This is a genomic window from Collinsella sp. AM17-1, assembly GCF_003470665.1.
In the GTDB taxonomy this organism is placed as follows: Bacteria; Actinomycetota; Coriobacteriia; order Coriobacteriales; family Coriobacteriaceae; genus Collinsella.
Window position 1 is genome coordinate 155,114 of sequence record NZ_QRJZ01000001.1, and the last position, 26,275, is coordinate 181,388.

Sequence of the window (26,275 nt, forward strand, 5' to 3'; positions counted from 1 at the left end):
CCTACCTCCCCTTCGTAAGCTCTTCGATGAGGCATTCGCGAATGAGCGCGCTGAAGCTCGTGCCGCGCAGCTCGGCGGCCTTCTTCGCAGAATCGCGCAGGTTGCGCGGTATCCGTATGGTCACAGCGGTGTTCTCGCCGCCTACCAGATATTCCCGCATCTCGGTCGGGGAGGCACCGTCTCTCAACATATCGGTATAGCCCATGTCGGCTCCTCGCGTCAGATTGCCAATTGCAATACAGCGTATTCTACCATCTCGTGGCAGCCTCAGTCTCAGCTGTCAGCTAGGACACGCCCCGATCTCGGAGTCTCCCGTGATGGAGACAAACCCTTCCTTCGTCGAAAAGCCTCCTCGAGGTCGCGCGCATGGATGCCTCCCTCTATCCGCGATGCCCCTCCGCCTCCTGCCTTGCATGCGCATTGACGCGCAGGACCCGCGCAGCACGCAAGGGCACGCGATGTTTCCCGAAAACTTTTCCCCGGATAGGGACCTTCCGAGACGGGCAAAACTTTTGCGGGAAACACCGGAGGGAGAGGGATATTCCACGTCCTCCTTCGCTTTCCTCCCTTGCGCTCGCGGCGGAACCCGCGCGCCTCACGTACCACAAGGCGGAAGGCCAAAGGGGCGAACCGCCGAGAATCTAGGAGGTCAACCATGAGCGAGTTCAACGAGAGGGCCATCGAGGCTGCGGCTAAGTTCCTCACCCACCAGGGCCACGAGATCGTCGAGACCGGGTGGCGCGCAGCCGACGGCATCGGGATCGACATCGTCTCCCGCGACGACGAGGGCACGGTCGTGTTCACCGACGTCTCCGCGAGGAGGGGCTTCGACAAGGGCATGCCGGGCGAGAACGCGGGCGCCTCCCGCGAGCGCAGGGAGATCGCGGCGGCCGCCTGGCTGTCCGAGCACGGCGACGACCCGGAGCTCCTGGATATCACCGTCCGCTTCGACGACATCGCGATGATGGTCGTCGGCGAGAACAGGGCGCTGCTGCGCCACCACGTCAACTGCCTCTCCCCGATGCAGGCGGAGCCGGGCGACTAGGCCTCCCGCCCGGCCGGCGGGCCGTCCCGGGTTCGTCCCCGAGGCGGCTCGCCCACACCAAAACCGTTCGTTATCGAACGGTTTTGGTGTATACTCGGTATACAACGACGGACGGGGGCGCCGCGCCTTCCACCTCTGGCGGCGGACCCTGCGGATGCGAAGGAGGCTGATGGGCATGCGCACCATCGCGGTATCGAACTACAAGGGCGGGGTCGGCAAGACCACCACGGCGGTCAACCTCGCGACAATCTACGCCGGGCGGGGGCTGAGGACCCTGCTGGTCGACCTGGATCCGCAGGCGTCGGCGACCGACTTCTTCGGGCTCTACGAGCGCACGGCACAGGAGGGCCGCGGAGCCGTGGGGCTTCTCTACGGAAACGAGCCCGTCGAGCGCTCGGCTTTCGAGACGGGGACGGAGAACCTCTCCGTCGTGCCTTCCACGATAGAGCTCGTCGACCAGAACGAGCTGCTTCTGCGCGAGCAGCGCCTGCGCTTCGCGCTAGACGACTGCGCGGAGGACTACGACGTCTGCATCGTCGACTGCAGCCCGACCATGAAGCGCCTCGCCTTCAACGCGTACCTCGCCGCGGCTGGCGAAGGAATGGTGATCGTCCCAGTGAAGCTCGACTCCACCGTCATGCGCGGCACCGCCCTCACGGTGAGCGCCATCGAGTCCATCTCGGACGCGCTGCGCGTCCCCACGCCCGAGTGGAGGATACTTCGGACCTGCGTTCCCGGGCTCATGACCAACGCAGAGGCGACGGGCGCCGCGGTGCTCGACGAGTACTTCCCCGACAGGCAGTTCTCCACCGTAATACACGCGAGCTCGAAGGTCTGCGAGGGAAGCTGGCAATGGCAGCCGGTGACGACTTTCAAGCCAGACAGCCGCCCTGCCAAAGACTACGAGGCGCTCGCGGAGGAGGTGCTCCATGGCTAGGCAGACAGCATCCGGGTTCACGATCTCGGGGCTCCTCGACAGGAACGCCGCCACGCGCAGCGGCTATCCCGTGGAGGAGATCCCCGTAGAGGAGATAGCGGACCACCCCGCCAACGCCGTCTACTCGATGGACGAGGCGGGGATCGAGCAGCTCGCGAGGAGCATCGAGGAGGAGGGGCTCACCGACCTGCCACTCGTGCGCAAGCTCGACGACGGGAGCTGGCAGATGGTGAGCGGGCACCGCAGGAAGGCCGCCTACGCCCTCCTCGCGAAGAAGGATGCGAAGTACTCCAGGATTCCCTGCCGGATAATCCGGGGCATCACCGACGAGCAGTCGGTCATGCTGCTGCACGCGGCCAACTACTTCGTGCGCAGCCTCACCGTCACGGAGCGCGCCGCAGCGAGCCGCGCGCTCGGCGTCGAGGTGGAGCGGATGCGCGCCGAGAACCCCGAGCTTGCCGGCGTGCGTACCGAGGACATCAAGGCTGCGATCATCTCCGAGCAGACCGGGCGCAAGGTATCCGGCAAGACCATCCAGCGCCAGGAGTCGCTGGCGCGAAAGATCGAGGAGATGCTCGTCCCTGCCTGGCGGGAGGCGGCGCTCTCCGACGAGCTGTCGGCCGACGCCGTGGGAATCCTCGCGAAGCTTAGCGCCGAAGAGCAAGAGCGGCTGCACGGGGAGTGGCATGCGAAATCCCTGGGAAAGAAGGAGACCACCGACTTCCTGAGGAGGTCGACCTCGAAGCCCGAGCCGGACGGCGAGAGGGAGCGCACTGCGCCGAAGCCCGCCGTCCCGCTCGCGAGCGCCCTGCGAGCGCTCAGGCGCTACGAGTCGAAAGCGAAGAACCCGCCGAACGCGTTGGATGCGGAAGCGCTCGGGGAGATCGCCGAGACGGCCCGAAGGCTCCTTCGGAGCAGATAGAACCCGGCGCAGGCGCCTGGAGGGCCGCCTGCGCCGTTTCCAGCAAGTAGCCTATCTCGTATACACGAGATAGATGGCGGCCGGGGCGCCTTCCGGCGTCCCGCTGCCCCGCCCCACCGCCGACAGCGCAAGGGGAGGGGTGGTGCCGCCGGGCGCAACTCGGCACGAGACCGCGCTGGGCGCCGCCATGCGGGGGATGCCCCGCGCCCCTCCAACACAGAATCGCCGCCGAAGCTTCCACACACCGAGGCGGCGAAGGATGCGAAGGAAGAGACGATGACGAAGGTCTTGAAATACGACAACGTCCTCACCGCCCGCGTGAGCGACGCGGACTTCCGCGCGGTATGCGAGCGCGCAGACGACGAAGGGATCACGCGCTCGGAGTACCTGCGCTACGTCGTGCGCATGGTCGCCGACGACCCCGAGAACGCGAAGCGCGGCGGGGTGCTACTCGACGGCCTCTCCATGCGCAAGCTATCGCGCGAGCTCGTCAAATGGGGGCACCACTACAACCAGGGCGTCCACGCGCTGAACTCCATCAAGTTCGCGCTCGACCACGGACGAGGCGACCTGGAATGGGTGTCCGACAAGCTCGACGAATGCGCCCTGCTGCTCGCGCAGGTCGAGGACGGGCGCAACGAGCTCTCCCGGAAGATCTCGGGGCTCGCGCAGCACGCGATAGTCGGGGGCGACTGACGATGCCGCTGCTGAAGCCCATCGCCGGGCACACCGGGTGCGCCGGGATAAAGCGGTACCTCGAGAAGGGAGGCCGCGCGCTGGGCGTGCACGTGATGAACTTCGCCTGGCAGGAGGAGCACGCCTTCGAGGCGGCCTCGGAGGCCCCCGAGGGCTTCGACTGGGCCGCCGCCATGGACGCGACGCGGCACGCATGCGGGAACGACACGCCGTACCGCGGCAAGCCAGCCCGCACCTTCAAGCACTTCGTCATGTCTCCCGACCCGCAGGACGGCCTCTCGACGGAGCAGGTGGCCGAGCTCGCGCAGGCGTGGGCGAAGAGGCACTTCGCGGACTTCGAGGTGGCGATAGTCCTGCATGACGACAACGAGGGCAGGATTCCCCACGCCCACATCGTGGTCAACAACACCGACCTCGTCACCGAGCGGCGCCTGCAGACCCCCGACCCGCTGGAGCTCAACCGGAGCCTCCAGGAGCTGGCCGAGGAGCGCGGGTACCGCTTCATGCGCGACGAGGTCGTGAGGGAATCCGACGAAGGACCGGCGCGGAAAGCGACCCCGTCGACGATGCAGCGCGTGTACGTGCGCCGCGCCGAGAGGGAGATCGCGAAAGAGGGAGGGTACTCCTGGGTCGCCGATATACGCAACCGCGTGACGGTGGCCAAGGCTCTCGCCCGCAACGAGGACGAGCTCATGGCTGTGCTCGCGACGCTCGAGGTGGACGTCTCGCAGAACTCCGAGAAGTCATGGAGGCGAGACTGGATCTACTCGCTCGCCGACCACCCCACCTGGCGCATAGGCGGCGAGAAGCTCGGCCTCTCGTTCGGGCAGGAGGCACTCAGGCGGCGTTTCGGGAGGATCGCCGCATGGCACCCCACCCCGGCCGCCTCGCGCGAGGTCCTCTCCCATGCAGCCGAGGCGATCGGCCTCAACGACCTCGCGGAGCTAGAGCGGCTGTCCGATGCCATCGAGACGTGCATGGCGGTGAACGCCCGCAGCATCGCGGATTTGGACAGGAGGATCGCGAGGCTCGAGAGCCATGGCGAGGGCGATTCCCGCGAGCGCGCGAGCTCCTTGCGCGAGGTGCGCGAGTACGTGGCGCAGAACAGGCTCCTGCCCAAAACGACCCAAACGAAGCGCCCGAAGGAGGCGACGTCTGACGAGACGCCCGTGAAGCGCAAAGACCAGGAGCGTCGGAACCGGGAAACTCCGGCGCGGCGGACCCGGCAGCGAGACAGGAAGGAGGAACGATGAGGGTGGAGGTCGCCTACGAGGGGCGCATCGAGGTGTTCGACACCGACCGCTTCACCGAGGCGCAGCCGTTCTCGGGAAGGAGCATGCTCGCCGACTTCACGCTCGAATACGAGGACGCCGAGAAAAACGGCCTCTGGCTCACGGCCCACTGCTACGCCGCGAACGAAGGCTACCGAACCGATGGCGAGGAAGTTCCCGAGGCACGGCGCGAGAAGGGCTGGAGGTTCCAGCTGGCAAGCCCCAAAGAGGCCAGCGAGCTCGAGAGCGTCGCGATGGACGGCGAGACGGTGCTCGCGAGAATGTTCGGCGAATTAGTAGACGTGATGAAGCTCGACCGCGCCTCTGCCCTCTTCGCCGGGCCCGGCGGCTCAGTCGCAAGCCGTATGGCGCGGCTGAACGATTACCTCTCGAACGCGGACGAGAGGCTCGCGGCGAGCTCCGCCCTCATGGCGGAGTCGATAGGCGTCGCGCCCGACGTGCTCGAGCGCGCCATAGCAGCCGAGGCCGCCCAGATGGAGCCCGCGGACGACGAAGAGAGCGATTGGATGGAAGGATACGGAGATGATTAGAGCAATATTCAGGGGAATCGGGTCGTTCGTGCGCTGGCTGTTCAAAGCCGTGTTCCGCTTCATGTAAGAAGGCGGCGCAGGCAAGCCTCGCATTTCAGACGCAGTTCCTCAAGTAGAATAAGAGATGTCGAGAAGCGATGCCCACTCCGCCCCTTGGGGCGGTTTCCCCATCAAACACGAAAGACCGATGTCATGGAAGAAGCAAAAGAAATAGACAGCAGGAAGCCCAAGCTCACCATCGAGGAGCAGATAGAGCACCTGAAATCCAAGGGCGTGACCTTCGAGCTGTGCGACGAGGAAGAAGCCACGCGCATCCTCTCCGAGCAGGACCACTACTTCAGACTCGCCGCATACCGCGTGCTCTTTCCCAAGCGCATCGGAGGCGCTCACGACGGCGAGTACGCCGGGCTCGACTTCGGGCATCTGGTGGATCTCGCCGGTATAGACCAGGAGCTGCGCGGGTTCCTGCTGCCGCTCACGCTCGACGTGGAGAGCGCTGCCAAGACAAAGCTCGTCGAGAGGATAACCGAGGACCCCGGCGAGGACGGCTACTCAATCTTCGCCGACTACCTCGCGCACCTCAACCACGCCGACCGCAACAGGCGCAAAGGCGAGATATCCCGACTCGAGAACGACGCCTACCTCGGGCCCCTCGTCGCACGCTACCCGATAGACGAGATGCCCGCATGGGTGTTCCTGGAGCTGTCGTCATTCGGCGCATTCACCAACTTCTACCTTTTCTGCGCAGACAGATGGAATGATTCATCCATGAGAAGCGAGCACTACCTTCTGAGGTGCGCGAATTCCATCCGAAACGCCGCCGCTCATTCGAGCGCCATCATCAACGGGTTTGCGCCGAGCGGACAGATTCCTCCCATCAGGACGCCTCGAGACGTCGCTCTTTCCCTTGGCGCCCTCGGATTCAACAAAAGAGCCAGGCGTTCGAAGCTTCGTAATCCTCGAATCCTGCAAATCACAACCCTTGCCTACGCCTTCGACAAGTTTGTATCGCAAGAGAAGAGAAACGGAACCTCCGCGCGCCTCAATGCTCTCGAGACAAGAGCAAGCCGAAACAGCGAGTGGTATTCGGGTATCCCTCTCCTCGGATCCTCCTTCGGATTCCTGACAAAAGTCTTCGACGGATGGCTCAGGTAGGAAGTGTCTGTCTACGGGAAGTCGGGCGTGACGGGCAATCGTCCAGAGTGCATATTTGACAAATCCTCTGATTCCTCGATAATGAGATCAGACAAAAACCTTCGGGTTTGCGGGGCGGGATCGCGAAAGCGTTTCTGCCCTATTTTTTTGTCCGAAATGCCGAAACAGGAGAAGAGCATGGGGCTGCTGGATTTCTTCAGAAAGAACGCCGATGATCCTCGGAAGGGAGACGAAGGCAGGAAAGAAGACGACGCGGTAAAGAAGGCCGAGATCGTCCCTGCGGATGAGGCGTCTCTGGCGAAGCTGGAGTCCGGGGCGATCGAGAAGCGCAGCGTCCGGATGACCGGGCAGCTGTCGGGCTTCGTAGACGCGCTCATCCCGCTCGCCCTCGCCGGCGGCGATGCGGCGAACCAGTACGGGATGGCGGTAGTGAAATTCCCGAAGGGCGTTGGATGGAACGACCTCTGCACGCGCCGCAGCGACGGATGGAAGCTGCTTTCGAGCTTCAAGAAGAACGGCGACTTCAACAAGATGGCGGCGATCAAGCAAGCCGGGCTCAGCTCCCCGGCGGTAGCGAACCTCGCCCTCCAAGGCGCCGCGGTAGCCGTGGGAGCCGCCTACATGGCCCAGATATCCAACCAGCTGAAGGGCATAGAAAGCGGGATCGAGGCGATAAGGAGGGAGCTCCAAGCCGAACGGGACGCGAAGATCCTGAGCAGCTTCGACATGCTCCAGCGCTACTCCGTGCGCTTCGAGGAGTACAACGCCGACTCGGACAAGCGACAGGCGGCGCTCATCGGCATAGAGCAGTCCCTGCGGGACGCGAAGACCATGTGGCATTTCCAGATCGACGCGATGAGAAGCCTCGAAAGCGAGGTCTCCTCTTCGAAGAAGGCGAAGCCCGAAGAGATTCTGGGCTGGTCGGACAAGATGCACGAGGCGGAGGGACGCTCCGCCGCCGCGTTCCAGCTCTGCTCGGCGGTCGCCCAGCTGAGTATGCGCTACGACGACGACTTCTCAGAGGTGCGCATCGGCCGAGAGAGATCCGACCTCGAGAGGATGCTCGGCGATTACAGGGACGCGAGAGGATCTGCATACAGGGCCCTCGTGAAGAAGGCGTCGAAGGTCAAGGGCGCTCCCCTGATGCCCGCCGACGCCGCGGAGAACAGCTACCTGGGAAGCAACCCCCTCGTGAACGCCGCCTTCGAGGCGGGCGCGAACATCCAGAGGATCAACCCCGTCCGAATGAGAAGGGCAGCAAAGGGCGTCCTCGAGGAGAAGCGCAACGGTCTGATCGACGGGATCACCGCCGAAGACCCCGTCAAAGCCGTCTCCGAAAGGCAGATCGAATCCCTCGAGGACATGGATTTCATGTACAACCGCGCAAACGCGATGCTTCTCGAAGACGGGAAGATCACCTTCGTCGATACGCACGGGAATGAAGACGGGGCGGTAGACGAAAAACGGGGCAGGTAGTCCAGCTGGTCGCACACCCTGCCCCGCCTGGAGACGATTCTAGTCTGCAACAGCAGAGGATTCATTAGCCGGCGGCATAAGCTGCGATGTCGGTCTAGTCGAGAAGCTGAAGTCGCACGTACGAAAGGTACTCTGGTCACTTTCGTCGAGCACGTTGGCCATCGATAGCATTTCTGTTGTCGTTGGCTTGCATCTCTTCTTGTTCGCTCATGGCTCCAACCCGGATGCAGGCGTATCCCGCGATCGAGCAAGCCGCCATTATGAAGCCGATGAAGAAGCATGCGATTGACTGCATCATCCCACCTCCTCTTGCGCGTACACTATCGTCCTCTCGTGCCCGTTCCACCTGCCGTAGCTGCAGGTGCAGAACGCCTTGATGCTGTCTGTCCGGGCATCGTCGACGAGGGCTACGTCCGCCCCGCCGAGCAGCTCGTCGAGCCAAGACGAGAGCTCTTCGCCTGTGGCGAAGTCGAGCCGCTTGTACTCGGCGTTTGAGTCGACGACGTCTGCCGCGACGACGCGCAGGCGCTCGTTTCCTTCGGGCGTCTGCAGGAGGATCTCGTCGTGCTCGACAGCGAATCCGGCATCTGAATAGCTTGCAAATGCGGAGAACATGCTGCCGTCGTTCATGTGGTGGGCGAACATGAGCGCGAGCGGGCTGTCGATCCCCTGCCCCGCGCAGGCGGCGTCGAGATAGGGGCATCCGTAGGGGTTCCACTCGCGGTAGACGTCGTGGTCGAGGTAGAAGGTCGGGCCGTCAGATCTCGCCTGCACCACCGGATAGTCGATTTCCGTGCCGGCAACGCTCACCCACGCCACGATGTCGGGGTTCACGGACAGCCAGTATTCCCAGTCGACCGTGGGAAACCCGTCCGGAGATTCGCTTTCCGCCTCATTCCCCGAGAAAGGGGAGGGTTCCACGTCCGCCGCCCTTTCGTGGATGCCAGACAACCACAGACCCAGGACCGCGGCGGCGACGAGCGCAGCCGCCGCTGCCATGACGGCGAGCCTCTGTTTGACGTTCATCTTCCGTCACCTCCTCAAAATGCGGGCGGGACGGCTCTGCTCCGCCCCGCCCTGTTCAGCCGAGAGAGATCCCGACTAAGCGTCAGATCCCTTCTCCTGGTCGGTCCCGGCCTCGTCCGCACCCTCGCGGCAGCGGCCGTGAATCGCATATGCGCCGGCTCCGACGCCGCAGAGGACCAATGCGCCGATCAGCACCCATACAGGAAGCAGGTTGCCACCCGTCTTGTCATAGGGGGTGCCGGGAGTCTCGGGGTTATCCACGACGACCGTCTGGCCCTCGTCATCGATGTCCTGATGCACGGCGATCACGTTGCCGTTCACGTCGAGCACCTCCTCGAAAGCCACGAGCGCGGCGCCCTCCTCGATCTTGGAGGCGTCGAACTCGAAGGCCACCTCGACGGTGCCCTCCGATGCCTCGGGCGTGAACTCCGCCGTCGCCGTCACGGGGTTGCCCTCCGCGTCCTCGAGAGGCATGCCGGTCGCCTTGTCCATGATTGTTCCGTGCGCGGTGTATGCCTCGCCCGCGACGAGCCCCTTGTACTCGACCGTGTCGACGAGCTTCACCGTCCCGTTTTCGACCATGTGGTCGCCGTCGGCGGAATCAATGAGCGTGGTCCCTATCTCGACGACGGTGACGGACTGTCCCTCGTCTTCGATGTCCTCGTGCACGGCGAGGACTGCGCCTTGAGCGTCGAGAAGCCTCTCGAACACGACGAGGCGGTGTCCGCCGAGGCCGGCGGAGTCGAAGGAGAGCTCGACCGTCTGGGTGCCCTCGGAGGCCTCGGGTGCGAACTCGGCCGTTGCGGTCACGGGTTTGCCCTCGGCGTCAAGCAGCGGCTCGCCGGTCTCGGCGTCCATGAGGGTCGCCTCGAGCGCGTAGCTCTCGCCGGGCGTCAGCCCCTCGAAGGAGACCTCGTCGGCGATGACCACCTCGGAGCCCGTCACGAGCTTGTCGCCGTCGGCCGCGTCGCTCGCGGTGGTGCCGATGTCGACGAAGCGCACGGTCTGGCCGGAGTCCTCGATGTCCGCATGGACGGCCACCTCGACGCCGTCCTTGGAAAGGCTCTCGAACGCCACGACGTCCTCGCCCGCGAGCAGGCTCGCGTCGAAGGTGAACTCGACATCCACCGAGCCGTTGGTGTTCTCGGCCGTGAACTCCTTGGTGGCGGTCACGGGGTTGCCCTCGGCGTCGAGCAGCGGCTCGCCGGTGGACTTCACCATGAGGGTGCCCGTGAGGGTGTAGGCGCCGCCGAACTTGAGGTTCTCGTAGTGGACGGTGTCGACGATCGTCGCCTGCTCGTTCGCCTGGGCGACCTGGTCGCCGTCGGAGGCGTCGGTGGCCGTGGTGCCGATCTTCGGGCCCTCCTGGTCGTCGAGCGTCATCCAGACCGCCTCGGCGACGCCTGAGTCGCGCTCAACCCAGAAGGTCTTGGCGACGAGCTCGTATCCCTCGTTCGCCTCGCAGGGGAGCTCCTCGAGCGTGTACTCGCCGAAGGGCAGCGCGCCGAGCGCGTCGTCGGCGGGGGCGGCCGATCCGTCCTCGCCGAGCCCGAACCAGATTCCCGCTTCGGGGTCCATCATGTCGGACGTGATGGACTCCGCCTCGAGCAGGTGGTCGTTGCCGTTGGTGTTCTCGGTGTGCTTGTTCCAGTCCGCCTCGGTCGAGGCCTGACCGTTGCGGTCGGTCACGAGCACGTGGGTCTCGCCGGTCGCAGCGTTGGTGATGGCGAAGGGGACCTGCAGGCTCTCGTTGGTGTCGTCTGCCTTCTTGGAGAGCTTGAGGTCGTTGCGCACGACCTGGTCGCGGAACTCGAGCCCAGCGCCCTCGGCGTCCGCCATGACGATGATCCCGTCCTCGCGGACCTCGAAGGTCTTGGGCTCGCCGTCGGTGAGCAGGTACGTCTCGTTGGTCGCTGTCTCCTGGATGGTGTAGGTGCCGTACGGCAGCGCGTCGGGGGCGGTCTGCGCGGTGTAGGCGCCAGCCTCCTCGTTCCAGGCTGTCTCGATGGTCATGACGGCATCGCCCGGCTCGTGCCAGGCGCCGTCCACCAGGACCTTCTCCTCCGAGGCGTTCGCTATGGTGAACTCGATGCCGGCGAGCGTGGTGCCCGAGCCCTCTGCCGTATGCCCGTTCCCGCCGATCGCCTCGGACTGGCCGAGCTCGGCGTCGGACTTCACCACCTGCACGCCGCCGCGGATCGCGTCGTCCTCGACGGGGTCGCCGGAGAGGTCGACCACCTGCCCGCCGCTCTCGACCGTGAACTCGACCGAGCCGTCCCAGGGGAGGTACCCCTCGGGCGCGGACGCCTCGACGACGCGGTACGTGCCGCACGGCAGTGCGTCGGGGGCGGTCTGCGCGGTGTAGGCGGATCCATCCCAGGAGGTAGATATGGTCATTACCGTCTCCCCGTCGGCGTAGCTGCGCCCGTCGACGAACGAGCTCATCCCCGAGGCGTTGACGATGGAGAACTGCGCCCCTTCGAGCGAGGCGTCGCCCTGCTCGGACGCGCCTGCCTCGGAGTCGGCCTTGGAGACCTTCACGCCGCCGCGCTCCCAGGTGAAGCTGGCGAGCGACTGGGAGGCCGACCCGGTGTCGATGCGGTAGGCGTGGAAGCCGGTCGACACCTCGGACGCCTTAGACTGGACCTCTCCCCAGACCCCGCCGCAGATCTCGCGCTCCGCCCAGGAGGCGAAGCCGCGGCTCGTGCCGTAGGTGGCCTGCGAGGCGGAGCCGAGGTTGGCGTACGAGAGCAGGATGTGGCTCGCGACCTGGTACTTGTCTCCGTCCATGCCGCTCCCGTCGTACCAGGACGACGGCCACATGGACGCGTCGAAGCCCGGGGCGCCGTATGAGAACCACATCGCAGCCGCCAGGTCGTCGGCGGCGCTCGTGGGATACAATCCCGGAGCGGGAGTTCCGCGCATCGGCTCGATGCAGTAGGCGATCTGGCCGTTCGAGCTCATGTCGGTGGTGACGTATCCCGCATAGGGGATGTCGCGTCCGATCGAGACGTCGGCGTTTCCCGCGGCGTGCGCCGTCGCCGGCACGATCGCGACGGAAAGCGCGAGCGCCATCGCCATCGCCACGCGCACGATCTTCGAGGAGGTTATCCTCGCCATCGTCTTCTCTTTCATCTTCTCCGCCTCCTCTACATCGCGATGTTCTCGCGGCCCTTGGCAGAGCGCGGCTCGCCGTTTCCCAGGCGCTCGGAGCTCTCGCGTGCGCCATGGGCCTTCTCGGCGAGACTTTGCAGGTACTCGCTGCGGCTGCGGTCGAGCGCCTCCTTGATCTGCGCCGGCATGACGCGCACGACATCCTTTGCGGGTTTTCCATGCTCGTCGAGCACGGGCTGGCCGTTCTCGTCGAGGACGCTCTTCTTCAGCCACACCTCGCGATCCGACAGGAGCGGGATGTCGCGGTAGTCCTCGCCGCGGTAGCGGGAGTCGTTCACGAACATCGGGCTGAACTGGTAGTAGCTCACGTCCACCCCGTCGATCACGGTGCCCTTGGGCAGCGTCACCGAGTTGAAGGTGCGCTTCTCTCCCGTCACGCGGTCCGTGTACTCGATGTCGGTGCGCACGAAGTTCTTGTGGAGCGTGAGATATGTGTTCTTCTTCTCAGGCATTTCATGCCCCTTTCTCTGCATCCTTTGAGGCGGGCTGTGCTGTGGAAGTCCCGCCTGATTGCCTTTGCCTTGAAACCTCTAGCCATCCAAGGCGACCACCCCTTTTCAAGTTCGGATCCTTCAAGGTCAGATTCCCGAGACGATGTCGCGCGCCCAGGCGCCGCTCTTGACGAGCGAGAGTATGAGCAGCACGCACATCGCCAGGTACTGCAGCGCGTAGGTGAGCCCCGTCGCGATCCCGTCGATGGGGGTCCCCGTCGAGGTGCTCGCCCCGGTGAGCCCTCCCAATATCAGGGGGAAGGCGATGAGCAGGATCAGGATGATCAGCCCCGCCAGGCACACCGCCGTGAAGTTCTTCAGGTACCCGATGCCGATCTGGCGCGTGTCGTCGAGCGCCATGAGGGACAGCGGTATAGGGCTGAAGGCCGCCATGATGTAGAGCTGGATCGCGCGGGCCCAGCAGACCACGAGCGCCACTATGTAGGCGCCGAGCACGACGACCCAGCTGATGACCGAGACCAGGAGGAGCGCTATGAGCGCCGGCACGTCGTCGTCGGAGGTGACCACGCTCACCGCGGTGAGGTCCAGCGCGCCTCCCGAGCCGAAGAGCGCCATCGTGCGGCCGATGGCGAGCCCGACCACCTCGTAGACGGCCTCCATGAGGTCGAAGCTGTTCTGGATGAGGAACAGGAACACCGCGAAGAACACCAGCAGGAACACGACCTCCTTCACGCCGGGGAAGGAGGCGTTGCCGTCCATGCGCTGGCTTATCTGGATGAGCTTCACCGTGAACACGAGGCCGAGCAGCCCGCAGCCGATGGGAAGGACGGCGGCGTCCCAGACCCCGCGGGCGATGTCGTACATGGACACGTCGCCCGCCGTGGTGAGCATCTGCGAGAAGTCCGCCCCGATGATGCCGTCGTAGCCGATGCTCGAGAGCACCGCCACCTGGTTGGTGAACATCCAGTTGCAGGCGTCCCTCAGAAGCCCGGCGAGCCACGAGTTCACGTCGTCGGCGATGTCGGCGTAGGCGGGGGCGGCGGGGACGAACAAGAGGGACGCGAGCAGGAACGTGAGCGCGAACGCGAGGCGGAACCTCCGGTTCGCCGCGATCGAGGCGACCCGGCTCATAGCGCGCTCAGCTCCCCGGAGGCGCGGTCGAGCGAGACCTGGACGATGGTGGACGCCGCGTCGTTCAGGTGGAAGGACGTGGTGAGGACGCCCTCGTTGCAGTCCAGGTAGACCTCGCCGTCCCACGTGGCGAGCGTCGCCGTCGGGCACGCCGTCTGAGCCCTCTGCGAGATGGCGGAGGCGATCTCGGCGTCCTCGGCTTCCAGGAGCTCGTTGAGCTCGGGCGCGTGGGCGGAAAGCTCGAGGGCGGCTTCGGCGCCGTCTGCGAGCAGGTAGGTCTTGGACAGCGCGAACGCGTCGCAGGACAGCCTCTTCTTGCCGCCGGAGGAGGCTACCGTGAGCAGCGTCTGGGAGCTCGCCTCTCCCGCCGCGCGGGTGAAGGAGATCTGCGCGGACAGCCCGTCGCCGTCGGCCTCTTCGGAGAGGACCTCGTAGTACATCACCTGCGTGCCCGCGTCTCCCTGCTCGACGATCGTCGAGTCGGAAAGTGAGAGCGTCGCGGAGCCGTCCTCGCTCGTCCAGACGGTGCCGAGGTATCCGGAGAGCGGATCGTCCGCCTGGGCGCCCTGCCCGCTCTCCTCTTCAACCGCGACCACCGGCTCGGGCTCGGGTTCCGCCGGCGCGATCGCGCAGCGCGCGAGCCCCGCGCCTATCAGGATCGCCGCGGCGCCGGCGGCGCATATGGCCATCAGTTTCGTCTTCTTGTCCATCGTTGTCCTCCTAAGCTATCGATACGAGAGGGCGCAGGTGAAGCCCGAGATCCCGCTCGCGACCTTCACCACCTCGCCCCGGTGGGGCGCGTGTATGTAGCGGTCGCCCCCTATGTAGATGCCGACGTGACCGGGGCGGTAGAGGATGTCGCCGGGCTGCGCCTCGGACAGCGGGACCTTCTCGCCCTGCGCGTACTGCTCCTCGGTGTTGCGCGGTATCGAGATGCCGGCCTGCTTGTAGCAGTACTGGGTGAGCCCGCTGCAGTCCAGGCCGACTCCCGGCGTGGTCCCTCCCCACACGTAGGGGACGCCGAGTTGGCTGTAGGCGGCCGAGACGACCACATCCGCCGAGAGCGCCCCGGCGCGGAGGTCCTCCACGCTCATGCCATCGAAGCGGTAGAGCCCGTAGGTCCTCATGGCGGATTTGAGGCTCTCCACGTAGTCCGAGCTCGTGGCCCACCCCGCGTCCTTGAGCCCCTCGGCCATCTTGTTCGAGTCGTGGTTCGCCACGGCCTCGCGTATGAGCGGGTTGTCCGCGTAGCGGCTCGCCTGCAGGAAGACGCGGCTGCGAAAGCGGATGCACTCGGCATCGCCGACGAAGCTGATGAAGTCGGCGGTCACGGTGACGTGCTGCCCTCCGTACTCCTCGCCGGTCCTCCACGAGCTCTTCCCGGCGACCTCCTCGCACAGGGCGTACGAGCTCGACCATTTCATGCCGAACAAGTTGTGGTCTTTCGTGGCGAGCCCGGACAGGTGGTCGCCCTGCCCGGACTCGACGATGATCTGGGCTATCGTGCATCCCGCGGGATGCCCGTACTCCTCCTGGCACTCGAGCGCCTCCTCGACCATCTCGTAGGTGATGTAGGGCGGCAGCCCTTCGAGGGAAGCCTTCGAGGCCTCATTGGTCCAGAAGCCGAACAGCGCGCTCACGATCTGGGAGACGGCGAGCACGGCGAGCAGGAACGCCATGATGGCGGCGAGCACCCCCGCGACCGGCACGGCGACCGACGACGCCGCGCCGACGACCGCTCCCTTGCCGCCCGCGGACGCCGCGGTCTTGGCGGCAGCCGCAGATACCTGTCCCGCGGCGGCGCGCTGCGCCCCCGCCGCTGCCGCGCGGTTCGCGAGTGCCGTCTTGAGGCGCTTCGCGACGCCCTTCGGGACGGTCTTCTTTCCCGAGGCTGCGGATGCCTTCTTGGACGCCGTCCGCCGCGCGAGCACGGAGCGTGCCGTCCTTGCGGCGCCGCTCACGCGCTCCACCCCGGAGAGCTCCTCGGAGTCGTCGGCTTCCGACACCGCGACGTCGAATACGGCGCGCTTGAGGTACGCCTTCGCCTGGGAAGGGCGCCCTGCCTGCGGCATGCGCTTCCCCTCGTCGGCGGGGGAGGGTTTAGAGCGCCCCGCCCTGCCCCGCTTGGGGGCGTCTTGCCTGGGGGCGAGCGCCTCGGCCGCGCGGTCGCCTGCGCCCTTGACGATTCCCGCCGAGACGGCGTCCTGCCTGTCCTTTTCGCCGAGCGCCTGCATGCGGGCGTGCCCCGTCGCCTCGACGCGTGCCGAGCCGTCGCTGTATGTCGCCGTGCTCTCAGGCATCGCCGTCCTCCCGGGCGCGCGCGAAGGCCTGGGCGCGCTTTATCTGCGCGATCTCCTCGGGCTTTGTGTTGAACAGGTCGTAGAGCGCTCCCTTCGGGAAATCGTCCTTGATCGGGACGCGCGCGCCTCCCGCGACGAGCAGTCCCTCGCCGGCCTTGATCGAGTCGTCGATGTAGCCCTCTTCCTGGGCCGAGAGGGCGAGCAGGTCGACCCAGCTCTTGCGGTCGAGGTGGCTTTGCTTGTGCAGGAGCACGAAGTCCGAGTTGAGCACCATGTTGCGGGCGTCCTCGTGCTCGAGCATGTAGGTGGAGTTCTGCGTGATGCCCGTGCAGATGAGGTTGAACTTGCGGCCCTCCGCCCAGAACTTCGAGAAGTAGCTGATGATCGCAGGGTGCCCGAAGAGGCTCTGCACTTCGTCTATGTAGAGCCATGTGGTCACGCCGCGCTCGAAGTTCGCGTACATGCGGTTGCGCACCGCCTCGAGCGCGGTGAGCATGCCGAAGACCCTCATGTTCTGCGAGAGGTCCTTGAAGTCGACGTTGGTGATGCGGTTCTCGAAGCCCACGTTGCTCTGGTGGTTGAAGAACGACAGGGCGCCCTTCACGTAGCGCTCGTAGCGCAGCGCGATGTCGCGAGCCTCGGGCTCCTCCTGCTCGAGGAGCAGCTCGTAGAAGTCGCCGAGCACGGGAAGCCTGCCCTTCTCCTCGCAGCGCAGGTACGCCAGCTCCACGCAGCGGCTGATGATGGACTTGTCCGCTTCGGGCAGTCCCTCGCGCCCCTCTGCCATGGTCGCGCTCGAGAGCGCCAGTATCGCGTCGATCTTGAAGGCAAGCTGCGCCTGGTTCGCCTTGTCGGCGACGTCCGAGAGGTCGAAGGGGTTCATGAACGTGTCGGTGTCCGGCGAGAAGCGTATACAGGTGCCGCCCGCGGGCTCCACCACCGGCGCGTACTCGCCTGCGGGGTCGAAGACTATCACCTCGTCGTCGGGGTACGCGAGTATCGTGTTCATGATCTCGCGTTTGACGCTGAAGCTCTTGCCCGACCCGGGTTTGCCGCAGACGAACCCCATGGGGCTCGCGAGCCGCTTGCGGTTCACGATGACGAGGTTGCCGGACTGCTTCGACTGCCCGTAGTATCCGCCGCCGGGCTGGTTGAGCTCCTGGGAGGCGAAGGGCATCTGTATGGCGATCTGTGCGGTGGTCATGTACCGCGACACCTCGACGTGGTTGAGCCCCAGGGGCAGGATGGAGTTCATGCCCTGGCGCTGGCGGTACGAAAGCGGCTCCACCTCTATGGAGCGCTGGCGGGCCGCCGCCATGATCTGGCGGGTCTGGTGGTCGAGGGCCTCTGCCGTGTCCGCGTAGGTGAACACGAGCCCCGTGTAGGTGAACAGGCGCTGGTTCTTGTTCTGGAGCTGGTCGAGGAGCTCTTCCGCCTCCTCCTTGGAGTGGGAGAGCTCAGGCGGGAGGATCGAGAAGTCGTAGCCCTTCTTCACCGCGCTCATCTGCTCGTCGATGACCTCCTTGTCCATCCAGGCGATGCGCTTCTTCACGTATGAGACGGCCTGCGCCTTTCCCATGGGATGGACGTGCAGCGTGACGTTCAGGGGCATGGGAAGGTCGACGATGTTGGCGATGCAGTCGTCCTCGAGGTCGCTGCCGAAGCCGCGGAAGACCAGCACGCGGCACCACGTGCCGTCCGCGCGGTAGCAGTCGGGGCTGCCCCCGGGCTTGAAGTCGAGGACCTGCGGCGCGATGAGGTCCTTCGTGCGCAGCCCGCTCGACTGGGACAGTTTGTCCCACGAGAACGTGGACTCGGACCCCGGGCGCAGTTGGGACTGCACGAGCGAGAGCCTCTCGGCTCCGTCGAGCATGCGCGCCTCGCAGCGGATGCGCGCGAGCGTCTGCACGCAGTCGCCCCGTGCTCGGGCGAGCTTGGGAGCGGCGGCGTCCACGTCGTCTGCCCCCACGAGGAAGGTGAGGTAGCGGTGGCGGACGAGGTTCGAGACCCCCTCGCGCATCTTGTCGTTGAGGATGCGGTTATATTCCTCGACGTACTCGTCCACGCGCGGGTCGCTCTTCTCGAAGAAGCGCTTGCGCCCGATCTCGCTTTTGGGGATGGGCGTGTTCGTGATGGTGAGCTGCACCGAGGTCTCCGACCCGAAGTAGTCGTAGAGCTCGCTCATCGCCGCGAACACCGACTGCTGGCTCTCCTCCCGGGCGGACTGGTAGCTGATGTCCCCGAACTCGATGGTCTGGCTGAACAGGCCCTCCTCGACCTGCGCCGTCCCATCCTCGTACATCGCGTCGTAGCCGATCGCCGAGAGAACGTCTTTCGCCTCGGCGCGGGCGCGCCTCTTGCGGCGCGCCGCCTGCTCGAGGCGCTTCTCCTCCTCCTCGAGCTCGGATGCGCGGGCATGGGCCCCGCGGACGTGCCAGGCGCTACTGCGGGCGCCGGCCTTCTTCTTGTTCCTATCGCGGCGAAGCATTCGCCTCCGCCCCCTTCCTTTTCGCCTTCCTCCTCGCCCTGCGCGTCGGGTGCCCCGGCGCAGGCGAGGCTTCGGCGCCTTCGAGCGCGGGGGTCGAGCGGTAGAGGATCCTCTGGTCCTCGAGCTGGAAGTCGAGCCAGAGCGGGATGAATTTCTCGAATTTCATGTGGTGGGGTCGCCAGAACCCCGCGAGCCAGAACGGCAGGGACGCGCACATGACGGGAAGGGCCGCGTCGCGCACCTCTATCCCGAACGCGAGCCGGCACAGCGCCGCGGCCCCGACAGCCGCGGCGAGGCCTCCCGCCAGGCACAGGAGCGTGCGCGCGGACAGCTTACCGACTATCTTCTCGGTGTATTCGCCGATGTCCTTCTGGACTCTTACGGACAGCATCTCCTCGGCTCCTTTCCTAGGCGGGGAGCCACGAGGTGTCGAGCTGCCCGAAGTAGATGGCGGCGGCGATGATGATCGCCCCGCCGGCGATGGTCGAGATCGCGCTCGCGATCTGCGCGCCGCCTTGCTGTTCTCGGATCGCCAATCCGAGCGAGACGGCGCCCCAGACGATCAAGAACCCTCCGAGGAAGGTCACGCAGCCCGATACGAGCCCGATTATGTTCGAGAGCACTTCGTGTCTCCTTTCTTCGGTCCTGGGGACGGCCGCCTCCGTGTGGCCCGAGACGGCCGCCCCGGTTGGTACAATTGGTCTCGGAGCGCATCTCGCGCCCCTTTGCATCCGGGACGGCGCGCGGCGGGCTCGTGTGGAAGCTGGCCTCGCCGTGCATTTCCAGGGAGCTTCGGCTCCCGCCGTCCCAACTCTCATCTCATGGGACCACCACCGCCTTTCCTCTCCAGGTACTCGAGAAAATCGAAGCGCTCCTCGTGCCTCGCGCCCGCATGCCCGGGGTCTACCTCGGGGTAGGAGGGATGCTCCTCGATGCGGTACTTCGCCCCCTTCAGGGGGTAGGTCCCGCTGATGAGCACGATCGATTCGTCGCGCGGGAGCCTGCCCACCTCGTCGGGAGTCATGAGGTCGCGCTCGATGACGTTGTAGTTCTGGGTGGTGGAGCGGTTGGCGCCCCTCGAGTCGCTTTCCGTGAGCACCTTCACGGTCTGCTTGCCGATCATCTTCGAGACCATCTCGTTGGTCTCGGTCGACTTGCCGCCCAGGAAGACCACGGTGTCGCAGCAGTCGAGGATGGTCTTGGCGCCCTCCTTCTCGTAGGAGCGCTCGAGCTGGCTGGCCGACTGCAGGATGATGCTGAAACTCACGTTGCGGGAGCGTGCGGTGGCGATGACGCGCTCGAAGTCGGGCACCGTGCCGATGTTGCCGAACTCGTCGAGCAGGAAGTGCACGGGACGCCTGAGGGCTCCGCCGAAGCGCCCGAGCGCCGTCTTGTAGAGCACGCTCGTCGCCTGCCACATGAGCAGCGCGAACAGGAAGTCGAAGGTCGAGTCGGAATCCGACATGCTCGCGAAGATCGCGTGCCTGCCCTCTCCCGACCCCAGCTCGTCGAGCGCCATCTCGTCGCGCGAGACCAGCTGGGACACCGCATCCACGGACAATGGCTTCAGGCGCACGTTGCAGCTGATGATGATCGATTTCAGGGTCTTTCCCGCCGCCACCTTGAAGGCGCGGTAGTTCGACAGGGCGAAGTCCTCGCCGGCGTCGTGGGGCTCGCCCACGCGCACCCATCCCCAGTCGCCCCCGTCGTCGAAGGGGCGCTCGCCCGTGGCGGCGCAGGGACGCATGCGCTCCATATACCGCATGCCGGTCTCGAGCTCCTCGAAGATGAGGTCGAGCGGGCTCATGTACGACTCGTCCTCCTCGCGCGCCTCGGCGAGGCTCAAGAGGAGCATGAGCGAGTTGAGGTTCCGCTCCTCGGGGCGCGCGTGGTAGACGAGATAGGCCACCAGCGCGGTGTAGAGGAGCCTCTCCGAATTCTCCCAGAACGGGTCCGAGCCCTTGCGGTCGTCCGGCGTCGTGTTCTTGATGAGGCACTCGACGAAGACGAGGATGTCCGCCTGGTCTTCCACGTATGCGAGCGGGTTGTAGTGCATCGAGCGGGAGAAGTCGGTCGTGTCGAAGGTGCGTATGTCGTAGCCGGCGCCCTCTAGCATCCAGCCGACCTCGCCCAGGAGCGTGCCCTTGGGGTCGGTCACGAGGAAGTCGGCGTTCTTCTGCATGAGGTTGGGCTTGACGTAGTATCGTGTCTTGCCCGACCCCGGGCCGCCGAGCACGCATACGTTGCGGTTGCGGTCGTGCTTGAGGTCGAAGCGCCTCGGTTTGAGCGCCAGCGCGAAGTCCCTCGAGAGCAGGATGTTGTTCGAGGGGTCTTTGGAATCCATGAACGCGCGCCCTTCCTTGAGGGTCCCCCAGCGGGCGGAGCCGTGCTCCTCGCCCTGGCGGTGCGTGCCGGCCCGCACGAGGCTGCGCGCCCAGACGGCCCAGGGGATGCACGCCGCCATGAGGCCCACCGCGAGCGCCATGGGATCTGCCGTGACGCCCGTCGCGGGAACTGCCGACAAAAGGGTGGCAGCGCCGCGCGAGGGAAACCCCGATGCGGCAGCCGCCGAGGCGGCTGCGTCTCCCGCAAGAAAGCAGGCGATGCTGGCGGCGCATGTGGCGAGCGCCTGGAGAGCCGGCCTCATTTCGCCCTCGTCTCCACGCCGCGCGACACATCGCGCGATTTGCCCTTCGCCGCCTCGAGCCGCGAGGACGCCTCCTTGGCCCGTGCCGCCTTCTCCGCGATGGGCTCGTCCTTGGCTTGCGCCCGCATCCTGGAGAGCTCCTTTTCGGCGCGCTGCGCAGACGCGTGCGTGGCATCCTCGAGCTCCCTGAACGCCTCGTTCACCTCGGGCGCGTCCTCGACCATGAAGATGAGGTGCTCGCCTTCCGGCATGGACGCGAACTCGTGGCGGATTCCCTCGCGGTAGAGCTTCTCGTCGATGACCTGGCGGATGGTCTCGTACTCGGGCAGGCTCGTGAACTCGGAGAGGTCGAGCTTCGCCCATTCAGCCACGCCAAGATCGGCCTCTGCGCCTCCTTCGATCGCGTCATCGCCGCGGGCGCGCCTGAACGCCGAGGCGAGCCTCTCGCCGCTCGCCGTCATCGCGGACTCGCCGGCGTCCTGCCCGATGCGGATCATCCAGTCGACGAGCTTCTCGCCGGAGTCGTCGCCGAAGTCGTCTGTCATTTCCTTGTCCTTTCCTCGGCTGGGACAAACTGTCCCAGCGCCTCCCGGTAAACGAAGAAGGCGGGATAGTCCCGCCTTCTCGGATGGTCAGCGAACCTCCGTCCGCGCGCTTCGCGCAGGCGGGTCCGCCGTCTTGTTCAGTTGTTGGATGGACTCCCGTGCGCGCCTCGCCGCACCGTCCAGTGGGAGCTGGGCCTTCATGTAGTCGAGGGACGAGCATTGCTCGGGAGTCGCGTAGTGCATGCAGTCGATGGCATGCTCGAATCTCGCCGGTTCCCGCACGATGCCGCCGAACGACCAGCTCTCGAACGCGATCCAACCTTCGTCGGTGCGCTTCAGCGTCCACCACTCGTCGCCGCCGTCGACCTGCTGTACGAACGCCAGGTCCTCGTACACGATGCCCTGGCGGATGGCCCAGTTTCCATGCGCGAAGAAGACGCGCAGCTCTTCCACGCTGCCCGCCTTCGCGAACTCGTAGGGGTATTCCTCGAGATAGGGGTCGTCTTGCCAGGGATACCCGCCGCGCATGAGCCAGCCGTTCTCCTGGCACTTGGCGACGAGCTCTGCCGCGGTCTCGTCGTCGGCTCTCATGAATCTTGGGCTCTGCATCACGGCTGGTTCCTCCCATGCGTCCTGCGCCTTCGCGCTCGCGTCCGTCGAAAATCCTTTCTTCGATTTTCTCCGCGATCGCGCTCGGAGGAGCCGAGGCGGGCCCGTTCGAACCCGCTAAGCCCTTGCTGGAGAGGATTCTGTCACCCGCGGCGCCGACGGTCCGCCCTTCCGAGGTCGACGACCGTGCTCACCTGGCCTATCCGCGACGCTATCGCCTGTGCGCTTTCGCGCTCGCCGTTGCGCGACATCCTTCGCTCCAGGTCGCAGATCGCGTACTGGGAGGTGAAAACCGTCGGCAGCAGCCTCTCGTAGCGCTCGTTCAGGATCTGGAAGAGCGTCGTGAGAGCCCAGCTGTTCGCGTTTTCCTTGCCGAGGTCGTCGAGGACGAGCAGGTCTGCCCTGGAGAATCTCGCTATGCCCGCTCCCGACTTGCCGTCGTAGCTTCTCCTGATGGAATCGAGCATCGAGAGGGTCGTCGTGAAGACGACCGAGTAGCCGGCCCACACGAAGGACTTCGCGAGCGCGCTTGCCTCGTAGGTCTTGCCGGCGCCGACGCCCCCGAGAAAGTAGAGTCCCGTCCCGATGCCGGGCCGGTATGACTCGATGTAGCGGATGGATTTGGCGTTGGTGACCGATGCCCGCAGGTAGCGCTTCGGGATGCCGGCTCGAAGGAGCTTCGATTCCTGTTCCTTGCGCTTGATGTTCTCCTGCTGTCTTTCCTGGTTCTCGCGGCTCGCCCGAGCCTCCTCGCAGTCGCACTCCTTGCGGATCACCCATCTGATCACGCCGTCATACCCGACGATGCCGAGCTGTTCGAGCGACTTTCCGCAGTACTCGCAGGTGAGTTCGCCCTGCTCCCGGTACGGGACGCCCTCCTCGATGGCCTCCTCCAGCGTGTAGAAGTGAACTTCTCTTCCCATTGCGCGTTTCCTATCGCCAGTAGTCTTTTCCCTTTGGTATCGGGTGCAGCTTCTTCACCCAGTCGCGTGAAGCTCCTTCACCAGTCGATGGTGAAGGAGCTTCACCATCTGGCATGTCGCATGGTGAACGTTCTTCACCATGCGCCTCATCCGCGGTAGGAAGGAAGGCGTCGATGTCGATCCCGGCTGCCTCGGACACCCTCTTGAGGTCTGCCGCGTATGCCTTGCTCTTCCCGGAGAAGGCCCCGTCTTCATGGCGGATCTCCTTGATGAGGCCCTTGTCCGCCAGCTTGCCCACCGCCGTTATGACCGCGCGACGGGAGCTACCGAAGAACTCGGCGGTCTTGGCGCGGCTCTCGAAGAAAGGAAGCCCGTTGACGGTGAACCCGAAGATGCGGGCGAAGACGAGCAGCTCGAGGCCGGAAAGGCGAAGTGCCGATCCCATGAAGGAGTAGACCTTCACGTAGCCGCGCGATGCGTGTCCAGGGCGCGAGTCGCCGCCTGCCCCTCTGTCCTCTTGCCCCATCGGTGTCTCCTACGAATTGTCGATTGAGCACTCCGCGACGTACTCGTTGATGTCATGCGCCGTGAAGCGGTACGTCGACCCGATGCGCACCGCCTTTATGCGCCCTTCCTGCAGGTAGCGGTAGATGGTGTGAGGATGGACCCCGAGATAGTCCGCCACCTGGCTGACCGTGTAGAGGGGTGTGAGCTCCTCGAGCCCGTTCGCCCCGCCGTCCCCTTTGCCCGAGCGCTGCATCTTCGTCTCCTTCCGCATCGTTTCCTTTTCGTGAATATCGTTTGTCACCGTTGTGCAATCGTCGGTGTCGACGCCTTTTGTAGCATCTGGAAGAACATGCGCCGCCTGCGAGCCGTGCCCCGAAGCCCGCTAAAGCCCTGCAGCAGAGGAATACGAGAAAGGAGCGCCGGATTCGGCGCTCCTTTCAATGCCATCGAGCGAATCGCTGCCAGATGAAGCGGATGTGGCTATTCGCTGTCGTATTTCTCGCGACGGCGGTTCCGCGCCTCTTCGACCGCGCTCACCGTGTTCGTCTTCAGCCAGTCGATGAGCTCGTCCCTGAGCACGAGCGAGCCGCGCGCTCCGCCCTTGAAATGGCGGATGGGAAGCGGGTTGTTGTCGCGCGCCGCGAAGCTTCTGACTCGGTCGGGGCTGATGTGCAGCAGCCTGGCGACTTCCTCCACCGAGTAGACGTCCTCCGGAATGACGGGCTCCCGCACGAGCTTCATCAGAAAATACGCCTGCGGCGAGGATCCCTTCGCGTTGCCGCCGCCTGCCGTCTCGATCGTGCCCTTCAAAACGCTGCCCATGGTGTTCCCTTCCGGCGATCATCAGGGCAGCGCGAACCCCCGCATGCTCGCCTTTTTTTAAAAAGGGAGGCATGCGGACTCGCGCAATCCACAGCTTCTGTCGAATTCGCTTTATGGCGGCATATGGCACCTCCTCAACATCGTTGGAATCCTTGGTCGGGTCGGGGTGGAAGAATCGTCTTCCCTCTTGCAAGCAGATGTCGCGCCCATCGTCGATGAACCGGAGCGGAACCGACGGGGCATGAGCCGCCTACAATCGCGCAAGAACAAAATACAGTGTTTTACCTGGCGTTTTTCTTGCCAAACCCTGTATTTAAATCTTACGTTCCCGGATTAATCCACACCAGATTCCGCCTTTGTCCTCCAATGGTTCACTTTTGGTTCATACTTACAAGTAGAAACTATTGGAGAGGAACAGGCATGACGCAAATGACGAATTCCGCTGCAGTCAGGATTCTCAAGGAGATTTCCACCGACAAGTTCCGCAGCCATGATCTCAATTGGCCCGAGCTCACTGCCGACTTGGGGTTTCCGCCCGACAGCAGCGCCGTTAAGAACATAAGCAAGCGAAACGGCTACTGGCCGGATATCGTCAAAGGCGAGCCCTATGACTGGGTCGCGCGCTACCGGGAGTGCTTCGAGAAATATGCCAGAACCAGAGGCTGCGCCTCGACGGTTGCCGCGATCGAGAGCGGGATAGAAGACGGCAGGCTTGCCGACGCGGCTACCGAGCGGTTCAAGGAGCTCGTCGGCAACGCCGAAGGAGTGGAAGACTTGCCGGGAGAAGACGAGCTGCCACCTGAACTCCATGCGATCCTCGACTACATAGTCGAGATGTCTGTCGGCGGAAGGTCTGCGCTCGAGCGGGCTCGTAGCGCAGCGGATGCAGAGAACAGCCAGGGCGATGCTTCGAGGATCGGATTCGTTGACGCCTATTGGAATCCTACCGAGGCGCAGTACTGGAAGAAGATCTCCGATGCCAAGAAGCGGATCGACATCATCCACTTCCATGGGCTCTCCTGGACGAACACCAATCGCGAATTCCTCGTCAAGCAGCTGGAAAACCCCGATCTTCGCATCAGGGTGGCGCTCCTCGATCCCGAGTCCCCGTTCTTCGCCCCATATGCCGAGTTTATCGGAATCGACCCGGAAGTCCTCGAATCCAAGTACGTGGAAGTCGTCTCGATTTGGGAGCGCATGCTCAAAGAGGCAGCGGAACTCGGCGAAACCGCAAGGTTCTCCTTGTGCAAGTACCTCGGATTCCCGGCGAAATCCATTTACCGCTTTGACGACTCGCTTCTCATCACGCCCACGACGAACGCGCAGCCGAAGTCCCAATTCGTCGCTATTCTCGCCGAGAAGAAAGCCGATCCGAACGTTCCTTGCGCGTTTCGCGCTTACATGCAGGAGGTCGAGTGGATAATGGAAAATGGCAAGACGGTACTTTCTTCAACGCAATGAGCCTAATGGGCGATCGCGCAATCCACGAATGCATAAAATCGCAATCCGGTTCGAGGACAGGTTCCGAAAGCCTTCGTCCAACCACATTGCCGACGTTAATCAACATGAATTCATATACAGCTAGTAAACTTCAATAG

26 protein-coding genes are annotated in these 26,275 nt (G+C 64.8%); 9 read left to right on the forward strand and 17 right to left on the reverse strand.

The window, feature by feature from the left end; translation table 11 throughout:
• Position 1 precedes the first annotated feature (1 nt).
• Positions 2 to 205 (reverse strand): YlcI/YnfO family protein, encoded by a 204-nt coding sequence (locus DW195_RS00620; protein WP_118205323.1) that lies wholly within the window; start codon positions 203 to 205, stop codon positions 2 to 4.
• A 450-nt stretch (positions 206 to 655) separates the two neighbouring features.
• Between DW195_RS00620 and DW195_RS00625 the strand changes: the two genes are divergently transcribed.
• The 8 genes from DW195_RS00625 (at position 656) to DW195_RS00660 (ending at position 8,053) form a co-directional block, all read left to right on the forward strand.
• The gene (locus DW195_RS00625) at positions 656 to 1,045 is read left to right on the forward strand and encodes a YraN family protein (protein WP_118205325.1); all 390 of its coding nucleotides are present in this window, start codon (positions 656 to 658) and stop codon (positions 1,043 to 1,045) included.
• 175 nt (positions 1,046 to 1,220) lie between these two features.
• Positions 1,221 to 1,982, forward strand: coding sequence for a ParA family protein (locus DW195_RS00630; protein ID WP_118205529.1), 762 nt, complete (start codon positions 1,221 to 1,223; stop codon positions 1,980 to 1,982).
• A complete protein-coding gene (locus DW195_RS00635) occupies positions 1,975 to 2,904 on the forward strand; it encodes a ParB/RepB/Spo0J family partition protein (protein WP_118205327.1) in 930 nt (309 codons plus the stop codon). The genes DW195_RS00630 and DW195_RS00635 overlap by 8 nt, the downstream gene beginning before the upstream one ends.
• Before the next feature lie 276 nt (positions 2,905 to 3,180).
• The gene (locus tag DW195_RS00640) at positions 3,181 to 3,600 is read left to right on the forward strand and encodes a DNA-binding protein (RefSeq protein ID WP_118205329.1); all 420 of its coding nucleotides are present in this window, start codon (positions 3,181 to 3,183) and stop codon (positions 3,598 to 3,600) included.
• 2 nt (positions 3,601 to 3,602) lie between these two features.
• The gene (locus DW195_RS00645; protein WP_118205331.1) at positions 3,603 to 4,853 is read left to right on the forward strand and encodes a relaxase/mobilization nuclease domain-containing protein; all 1,251 of its coding nucleotides are present in this window, start codon (positions 3,603 to 3,605) and stop codon (positions 4,851 to 4,853) included.
• Positions 4,850 to 5,422 (forward strand): hypothetical protein, encoded by a 573-nt coding sequence (locus DW195_RS00650; RefSeq protein ID WP_118205333.1) that lies wholly within the window; start codon positions 4,850 to 4,852, stop codon positions 5,420 to 5,422. Before DW195_RS00645 ends, DW195_RS00650 begins: the two co-directional genes overlap by 4 nt.
• Before the next feature lie 192 nt (positions 5,423 to 5,614).
• Complete coding sequence (locus DW195_RS00655; RefSeq protein WP_092199277.1) at positions 5,615 to 6,577, forward strand: Abi family protein; 963 nt, start codon at positions 5,615 to 5,617, stop codon at positions 6,575 to 6,577.
• Between the two features lie 177 nt (positions 6,578 to 6,754).
• Entirely contained in the window at positions 6,755 to 8,053 is a 1,299-nt protein-coding gene (locus tag DW195_RS00660; RefSeq protein WP_118205335.1) for a hypothetical protein, read from the forward strand.
• 294 nt (positions 8,054 to 8,347) lie between these two features.
• Here DW195_RS00660 and DW195_RS00670 read toward each other — a convergent pair whose 3' ends face one another.
• From DW195_RS00670 to DW195_RS00745, 16 genes are all read right to left on the reverse strand, one after another.
• Positions 8,348 to 9,079, reverse strand: a complete 732-nt coding sequence (locus DW195_RS00670; RefSeq protein WP_118205337.1) for a class B sortase — start codon at positions 9,077 to 9,079, stop codon at positions 8,348 to 8,350.
• Positions 9,080 to 9,154: 75 nt separating this feature from the next.
• The gene (locus DW195_RS00675; protein ID WP_118205339.1) at positions 9,155 to 12,214 is read right to left on the reverse strand and encodes a VaFE repeat-containing surface-anchored protein; all 3,060 of its coding nucleotides are present in this window, start codon (positions 12,212 to 12,214) and stop codon (positions 9,155 to 9,157) included.
• A gap of 14 nt (positions 12,215 to 12,228) precedes the next feature.
• Entirely contained in the window at positions 12,229 to 12,705 is a 477-nt protein-coding gene (locus tag DW195_RS00680) for a DNA gyrase (protein WP_092199288.1), read from the reverse strand.
• Positions 12,706 to 12,831: 126 nt separating this feature from the next.
• Positions 12,832 to 13,836, reverse strand: coding sequence for a conjugal transfer protein TrbL (locus DW195_RS00685; protein WP_233540774.1), 1,005 nt, complete (start codon positions 13,834 to 13,836; stop codon positions 12,832 to 12,834).
• The gene (locus DW195_RS00690) at positions 13,833 to 14,546 is read right to left on the reverse strand and encodes a hypothetical protein (protein ID WP_118205341.1); all 714 of its coding nucleotides are present in this window, start codon (positions 14,544 to 14,546) and stop codon (positions 13,833 to 13,835) included. Before DW195_RS00690 ends, DW195_RS00685 begins: the two co-directional genes overlap by 4 nt.
• Positions 14,547 to 14,561: 15 nt before the next feature.
• Positions 14,562 to 16,136, reverse strand: a complete 1,575-nt coding sequence (locus DW195_RS00695) for an NlpC/P60 family protein (protein ID WP_118205343.1) — start codon at positions 16,134 to 16,136, stop codon at positions 14,562 to 14,564.
• Positions 16,129 to 18,624 (reverse strand): VirB4-like conjugal transfer ATPase, CD1110 family, encoded by a 2,496-nt coding sequence (locus DW195_RS00700; RefSeq protein WP_118205345.1) that lies wholly within the window; start codon positions 18,622 to 18,624, stop codon positions 16,129 to 16,131. Before DW195_RS00700 ends, DW195_RS00695 begins: the two co-directional genes overlap by 8 nt.
• Positions 18,608 to 19,015, reverse strand: coding sequence for a PrgI family protein (locus DW195_RS00705; RefSeq protein ID WP_118205347.1), 408 nt, complete (start codon positions 19,013 to 19,015; stop codon positions 18,608 to 18,610). Before DW195_RS00705 ends, DW195_RS00700 begins: the two co-directional genes overlap by 17 nt.
• Positions 19,016 to 19,031: 16 nt before the next feature.
• Positions 19,032 to 19,247: a hypothetical protein gene (locus tag DW195_RS00710; RefSeq protein ID WP_015760600.1), complete on the reverse strand. Its 216-nt coding sequence runs from the start codon at positions 19,245 to 19,247 to the stop codon at positions 19,032 to 19,034.
• A gap of 191 nt (positions 19,248 to 19,438) precedes the next feature.
• Positions 19,439 to 21,271: a VirD4-like conjugal transfer protein, CD1115 family gene (locus tag DW195_RS00715; protein WP_118205349.1), complete on the reverse strand. Its 1,833-nt coding sequence runs from the start codon at positions 21,269 to 21,271 to the stop codon at positions 19,439 to 19,441.
• Positions 21,268 to 21,816 carry a hypothetical protein gene (locus DW195_RS00720; RefSeq protein WP_118205351.1) on the reverse strand — a complete coding sequence of 183 codons (549 nt, stop codon included), beginning with the start codon at positions 21,814 to 21,816 and terminating at the stop codon, positions 21,268 to 21,270. The genes DW195_RS00715 and DW195_RS00720 overlap by 4 nt, the downstream gene beginning before the upstream one ends.
• Before the next feature lie 87 nt (positions 21,817 to 21,903).
• Positions 21,904 to 22,407 (reverse strand): peptide ABC transporter substrate-binding protein, encoded by a 504-nt coding sequence (locus tag DW195_RS00725; RefSeq protein WP_092199305.1) that lies wholly within the window; start codon positions 22,405 to 22,407, stop codon positions 21,904 to 21,906.
• 161 nt (positions 22,408 to 22,568) lie between these two features.
• Positions 22,569 to 23,348, reverse strand: a complete 780-nt coding sequence (locus DW195_RS00730; RefSeq protein WP_118205353.1) for an ATP-binding protein — start codon at positions 23,346 to 23,348, stop codon at positions 22,569 to 22,571.
• A gap of 10 nt (positions 23,349 to 23,358) precedes the next feature.
• On the reverse strand, positions 23,359 to 23,874 hold the full coding sequence (locus DW195_RS00735; RefSeq protein ID WP_092199311.1) for a hypothetical protein: 516 nt from the start codon (positions 23,872 to 23,874) through the stop codon (positions 23,359 to 23,361).
• Between the two features lie 9 nt (positions 23,875 to 23,883).
• Positions 23,884 to 24,108: a helix-turn-helix domain-containing protein gene (locus tag DW195_RS00740; protein ID WP_092199334.1), complete on the reverse strand. Its 225-nt coding sequence runs from the start codon at positions 24,106 to 24,108 to the stop codon at positions 23,884 to 23,886.
• Between the two features lie 227 nt (positions 24,109 to 24,335).
• Complete coding sequence (locus DW195_RS00745) at positions 24,336 to 24,677, reverse strand: helix-turn-helix domain-containing protein (RefSeq protein ID WP_092199314.1); 342 nt, start codon at positions 24,675 to 24,677, stop codon at positions 24,336 to 24,338.
• Between the two features lie 420 nt (positions 24,678 to 25,097).
• Between DW195_RS00745 and DW195_RS00750 the strand changes: the two genes are divergently transcribed.
• Positions 25,098 to 26,138 carry a hypothetical protein gene (locus DW195_RS00750; protein ID WP_092199317.1) on the forward strand — a complete coding sequence of 347 codons (1,041 nt, stop codon included), beginning with the start codon at positions 25,098 to 25,100 and terminating at the stop codon, positions 26,136 to 26,138.
• Positions 26,139 to 26,275: the final 137 nt, after the last annotated feature.